Below are 5859 nucleotides of genomic sequence, written 5' to 3'. Positions count from 1 at the left end.
GATCCGCCGGAATCCGGTCTTCCAGCGCTACGTAGCTGAACATCGAACCCTGCTCTCGATCGCTTCCCCGCATTCCCTCTACCCCCGCCTCTTTTCTACCATTTGAAGGAGTGAAGCACGGGTTTTTTCAGCACCCTGTTAGCGATCGATCGGCCGGCATCCAGGTTGCCTTGAGTCCTTCCGTCAGGTGCGTACGGTGCGCGATGGCGCCCGACCGCGGGCAAGACGCGGCCTGAAGCCTGACACCTAACGATAGGCCGCATCGGGCGCCACGATGAGGCAATCGGCCCCGCCGAGCTGTAGCGCCATGCGTTGGAATTCCGGTCGTGTTGCCACGTCGGGCACGGTACAGAGCGGTGATTGGTCCCCATTCCGCGAGTGAATCCAGAGGAATGCGACGCCGGAACTCCCATCGATGGTCTGCTCGCCGATCTCGGCCCAGGACAGGAAGCGACGTGGCCCCCAGAACGTCCGGCCGACGATGCCCTCGGCGTGCACATGGAGCCCGAGGGGCTGGACCACCAGGGCCAGAAACGGGCCGAGGCACGCGAAGACTGCAGCCGCGGCGAGCGCTCCGCGGGCCACGTGCTCGACGCTCAGGCCTTTGAAGTAGGCCAGCGGAACGACGAAGAGGAGCATCCAGCCGAAGATCTGGAACGAAAGACGAACCATCGGTGAGAGGGCCGGGCGAAAGGTGGCGAGCCTGGGGCCGCGCTGAGGATCCATCCATCTCTTTTCGGAGGGGCAACGGGCCCAACTTGACCAGGGGCGGCGAGCTTCCCGCGCCGGCCCGGACCTACGTGAGGGATGTGACAATGGCCCAATGGGTTGCAGTGTTGGCAACGAACCCTCGATCTCCCTGCGGGGAATCGTCAAGCGACCCCCTTGTCGGACATGGACCTGCAAGGGATCCCCTGTTGGCACTCCGATCCATTCAATACGCGAAGCCCAAACCTGGGAAGACGACCGCAACAAGACGACGAAGTGCGTCGACTGGCAGTTCACCACCGATGAGGCACGCGTGAAGCTGCGGAGGCCCTACGGACAGGCTATTTCGTGAAAGGGACCAGGCGCACGACATCGATATGGGCCGTTCCCTCGACGTCGGGCTCTAGGGAATCAGGATCAAACTACCCCGGCAGTGCGGCCAGCCCGCCGTCCGAAAAATGCTCCATCGCCTAGCGACAGGCCACTGCTGTAGCTTCCAACCGAGAGGCCGGAGGTCGCGCGGCCAGCCCCGTAGAGCCCGGGGATCGGATCGCCGGCTGGGTCGAGGACGCGACCGTCCGTGTCCGTACGCAAGCCGCCTAGCGTAAAGGCGGCGTAGATCGAATTCCCGGTGGTGCAATCGAAGGCGCCAAAGGGTGGCTTCGTAAGCGGCTGAACGTATTCGGGAAGCTTGCGGAATACCGGATCTTCGCCCTTCTCGGCATGATGGTTGTAGAGGCCGAGGGTGGCCTCGAGGCTTCCGCCAGGCAGGCCGAGTTCCCGCTCCAGTTCGGGCACGGTCTCCCCCACTGCAACCAACTCTCGGGGGTAGGTGGGCTTCTCGAAGATCTCGTCGTCCACGATCAACCAGGCACGCCCGCCGTTGTGAAGAAGGGCTGCCTCTCCCAACCGACCGTAGTACGAATCCTCGTTGATGAAGCGCTGGCCTTGTTCGTTGACGAGCACGCCTCGCTTGAGGCTCCACGGCTGGTTGGCCGGCAGGCTGATCGAGACGGCATCCATATGAAGCACGTCGGCGCCGGCGGCCATCCCGAGCTGGATGCCGCTGCCATCGTCTCCTTCGGCGCCGATGCGGACATTGCAGGCGCGGACAAGCGGAGCGTGGGCCTCGAGCATCTCATCGTTGTTGATGAAACCTCCCGTCGTGAGGATGACGCCTCGACGCGCACGAAGAGAGCGCTCCTCTCCGAAGACCTGCACTACGACGCCCATCACTTCTCCGTCCTGTCCTTGCACGAGCGAGGTGCAACGGTGGTTCGTACGGATGTCTGCCGGGCTGGCCTCGACCGCCTCCACCAGCTTCTGCATCAACAACGGTCCTGCCTGATGCGTCTTGGCTGGAACGTGGCCACGTGGGGCTGGAACTGCGATGTCGCAGAATGGATGGTGTCGCTCGGAGCCCGAGAACACCAGGCCATCGTCGTTAGGCGGCTCGCCACTGACGCCGAAATGATGAACCTCCTTGAACGGGACGCCCTGAGCCAACAGCCATTCGTAGAGCTCGACGCTGCCCTCACAATAGAGGCGCATCTTCGCCTCATCCGGGCTCGGCCCAGAAGAGGCCATCAGATACTTGAACATCTCCTCGGCCGAATCCTCGAAGCCGCAGGCTTTTTGCAGGCGGGTGCCGCCGCCGAGATAGAGCACGCCGCCCGACAACGCAGACGTACCGCCGCCGCCAGCCCGTTCGATGACCAGGGTGTCAGCGCCAGCCGATGAGGCTTCCAGAGCGGCGGCCGCTCCCGCCACACCGAGGCCGACGACGATGACGTCCGCTTCCTCGTCCCATCGGGTCTGTTCTGTGGAGGGTCGGATCAGCTGGGACACACTTCGTCCTTGGTTCGGGAGGGCACGAACGGCCCGTCGTTGGAGGCGGGATGCTACTGCCAGAGGCCTGTTGCCGGATCCGGGGGTTGAAAACTAATTTGTCTAGTTGTCTTGACAACTAGACTTTCTCGGGGCACTTTCGCGACGTGCCCCAGCTCGATGCCGCTTCCCCCGTGCCCCTCTATCACCAGCTCGCCGAACTGCTGGGGAGCCGCATCCAGGCCGGGGACTATCCATTGGGAACCCGAATCCCCTCGGAGCCCGAGCTTGCCCGCACTTTCGGCATCGGGCGTCCCACCGTGCGGCAGGCCACGGACGTACTGATCCGGCGACATCGCCTGGAGCGACGACGCGGCTCGGGAACATTCGTGGTGGAGCCGCCGGAGCAGGTCGACCTGCTCTCCCTCGCGGGCACCATGGCCTCCTTCGAGAAGACCGGCCTGGACGCTCGCACCTCGATCGTCCAGCGCGTGCGGCGCGTGGACGTGGCGAACGCGCCGGAGAACCCCTTCGCTGGCCGCAAGGCCTGGTCGCTCGTCCGGCTCTCCCGGGTATCGGGGACACCGGTGCTACTCGAAACCTTGTGGCTCGATCCGGAGCGCTTTCCGGGGCTCGACAAGATCTCCCTTGCTGGCCGGTCACTCTCCCAGCTTGCCCATGAGCAATTCCATCTCACGGCGGAGACGGCGGACCAGAACTTCCGTGTGGCCCTTGCAGACGAAGGCCACGCGGCGCTCCTCGAAATCGTGCCGGGCACTCCCGTGTTGCTCGTGAAGCGACGCGTTCATTTCCCCGGCGCACCGGACGCCGTGTTCGTAGAGTTGCGCTGCCGAACGGATCAGCTCGTCTTCTCCCAGACACTCGGAGGGCCTGTCGATGGCTGAGCCCGGTTACTACGGCCAGTTCGGGGGCTCGTTCATCCCCGAGATCCTGGTTGCCACGTTCGAGGAACTGGTTCTGGCGTTCGAAGAAGCCAAGGCCGACCCGGAATTCTGGAACACCTACAAGAAGTTGATGGGCAGCTATTCCTGCAGGCCGACCCCGCTCACCTATGCCGAGAACTTGACGCGGCACTTCGGTGGCGCGCGCATCTACATCAAGAGGGAAGACCTGAACCATACCGGCGCCCACAAGGCCAACAACGTGATGGGCCAGGGTCTGCTCGTGAAGCGCATGGGAAAGGGACGAGTCATTGCCGAGACCGGTGCAGGCCAACATGGCGTGGCTACCGCCACCATGGCCGCGAAATTCGGCTTCGATTGCACCATCTACATGGGTGAAGTCGACGTCCAACGCCAACGCCCGAATGTCTTCTGGATGGAGCGGCTCGGCGCGACGGTCGTCCCGGTGACCGAGGGAACGCGTACGCTGAAGGACGCCATCAACGAGGCCTTCCGCGATTGGGTATCGGCCATGGACGATACCCACTACGTACTCGGTACAGCCTGTGGGCCCCACCCCTTCCCGGAGATGGTGACCTGGTTCCAGTCGATCATCGGTCAGGAGGCCCGGCGCCAGGTGCTCGAGGAGACGGGCCGCCTGCCCGCCCGGGTCTACGCCTGCGTAGGAGGCGGGTCCAACGCCATGGGGATCTTCAGCGGCTTCCTGGAGGACGATGTGGAGCTGGTCGGTGTCGAGGCCGGAGGGCGAGGGCTCGAGACGGGTGCGCACGCCGCACGCCTGGCCTCCAGCGACGCTTCGTTGGGTGTGGCACAGGGCTACAAGACGTTCTTTCTGCAGGACGACGATGGCCAGATGAAGGAGACCCATAGCGTCGCGGCGGGCCTCGACTACGTGGGGGTTTCTCCGATTCTCTCGCACTTGAAGGAGAGCGGCCGGGTTCGTTTCGCGGCAGCTACCGACAAAGAAGTCGTCGATGCGCTCTCGCTCACGATCCGAAAAGAAGGCTTGATCCCGGCGCTCGAATCCGCACACGGTTTCGTGCAGGCCTTCAAGGAAGCCCCGGCGCTGAGCCACGATGATGTCATCGTCATCAATCAATCCGGCCGCGGTGACAAAGACATCTTCACGGTCGCGGATGCTTTCGAAGATCCGAGCTGGAAGCAATTCATCCGAGACAAAGCGGAGGAATACGATGCTGGCTGAGCACCTGCGCACGAAACAGCGCGAACGCGAGATCCTGCTCATGACCCACATCGTCATGGGTTACCCATCCTTCGAGGATTCGCTGCGTGTGGTCGAGGCGATGGTGGAAGCCGGTGTCGAGATCATGGAGTTGCAGATTCCATTCTCGGAGCCGATCGCCGACGGGCCGGTGATCCTTCACGCGAATCAGCGTTCCCTCCAGGCCGGATCCAGCGTCGAAAAATGCCTCGAATTCGGAGAGGAAGTCGCGAAACGGTTCGACATCCCCTTTCTGTTGATGAGCTACTACAACATCCTCTTCAAGTACGGCGTGGATGCCTTCACGAAACGAATGGCCGAGGCAGGGCTGGCGGGAGCCATCGTTCCGGACCTCCCACCCGAGGAAGCCGATGAGTACCTCGCGGCCATGGCCGCCCACGATCTCTCGCCGGTCTTCATCCTTTCCCCGAGAACGACGGATGAGCGAATGGCGCAGATCAGCAAGGTCACGCAGGGCCTCGTCTATTGTGTGGCGCGGAAGGGTGTCACGGGCCAGGAAACGAGTTTCAGCGATGAGCTCGATGGCTACTTGACACGTTGCCGAGCTGCGACGGATCTTCCCCTTGCTCTTGGCTTCGGCGTGAAGGATCGGGCCGACGTCGATTTCCTGCGCGGACGTGCGGATCTTGCCGTGATCGGAACCCAGACCATCCGCGTCGTCGAAGAAGAAGGCGTGGAAGGCGTGAAGCCCTTCATCGAGGGCCTCCGACCTCCCCGTTCCTCCTAGATTCCGCTCGACGCCCCTGCGCCGCACAGGTAGCGTGCCTGGCATGATCACCTACGCATATTGGCTGGGCGTTGCGGCTCTGGTTCTCCTGGTTCTCGGCATCGTCGGATTCAAGCTGGAACGTTGGCGAGTGGGTGTGGGCCTGGGCCTCGCCGTGCTTCTCGTCGGCTGGGTGGCCTACAGCTTCCACTTCCAACAACTCTTCGTGAAACGTTGGGGAGGCGTGATGAGCATCCGCGTGCCTGACGGGCAACGGCATTTGACGGCCACGTGGAAGGATGACCATCTCTGGATTGTAGACGCTCACTCAGAAGCGTAGAAATCTGATCATTTGGCCGGGGGGCGACGCAGCCCGCCGTTCCGGATTCCGATTCAGATCTTCCGGGTCGAAAGGTCCTTGACCCAGGGCGAACGCCCTCCCGGCTCGACCG

6 protein-coding genes are annotated in these 5859 nt (G+C 63.1%); 4 read left to right on the top strand and 2 right to left on the bottom strand.

All coding sequences use genetic code 11. From position 1 onward, the window contains the following. Positions 1 to 246: 246 nt before the first annotated feature. Together GY937_04600 and GY937_04595 are read right to left on the bottom strand one after the other, a co-directional pair. Positions 247 to 726, bottom strand: a complete 480-nt coding sequence (locus tag GY937_04600) for a hypothetical protein (protein MCP5055990.1) — start codon at positions 724 to 726, stop codon at positions 247 to 249. Positions 727 to 1125: 399 nt separating this feature from the next. Then, on the bottom strand, positions 1126 to 2556 hold the full coding sequence (locus GY937_04595; GenBank protein MCP5055989.1) for an FAD-dependent oxidoreductase: 1431 nt from the start codon (positions 2554 to 2556) through the stop codon (positions 1126 to 1128). A 146-nt stretch (positions 2557 to 2702) separates the two neighbouring features. Here GY937_04595 and GY937_04590 point away from each other — a divergent pair, with 146 nt between their 5' ends. Genes GY937_04590 through GY937_04575 form a run of 4 tightly spaced genes read left to right on the top strand, consistent with a single transcriptional unit; the run spans position 2703 to position 5747 of the window. Further along, complete coding sequence (locus GY937_04590; protein MCP5055988.1) at positions 2703 to 3440, top strand: GntR family transcriptional regulator; 738 nt, start codon at positions 2703 to 2705, stop codon at positions 3438 to 3440. After that, entirely contained in the window at positions 3433 to 4662 is a 1230-nt protein-coding gene (gene trpB, locus GY937_04585) for a tryptophan synthase subunit beta (protein MCP5055987.1), read from the top strand. The genes GY937_04590 and trpB overlap by 8 nt, the downstream gene beginning before the upstream one ends. Next, entirely contained in the window at positions 4652 to 5428 is a 777-nt protein-coding gene (locus GY937_04580; protein ID MCP5055986.1) for a tryptophan synthase subunit alpha, read from the top strand. Before trpB ends, GY937_04580 begins: the two co-directional genes overlap by 11 nt. A gap of 43 nt (positions 5429 to 5471) precedes the next feature. Then, positions 5472 to 5747, top strand: a complete 276-nt coding sequence (locus tag GY937_04575) for a hypothetical protein (GenBank protein ID MCP5055985.1) — start codon at positions 5472 to 5474, stop codon at positions 5745 to 5747. The last annotated feature ends 112 nt before the right edge of the window (positions 5748 to 5859 follow it).

This window comes from bacterium (assembly GCA_024228115.1).
Taxonomy (GTDB): domain Bacteria; phylum Myxococcota_A; class UBA9160; order UBA9160; family UBA6930.
This window is presented reverse-complemented; position numbering and strand designations above follow the sequence as displayed.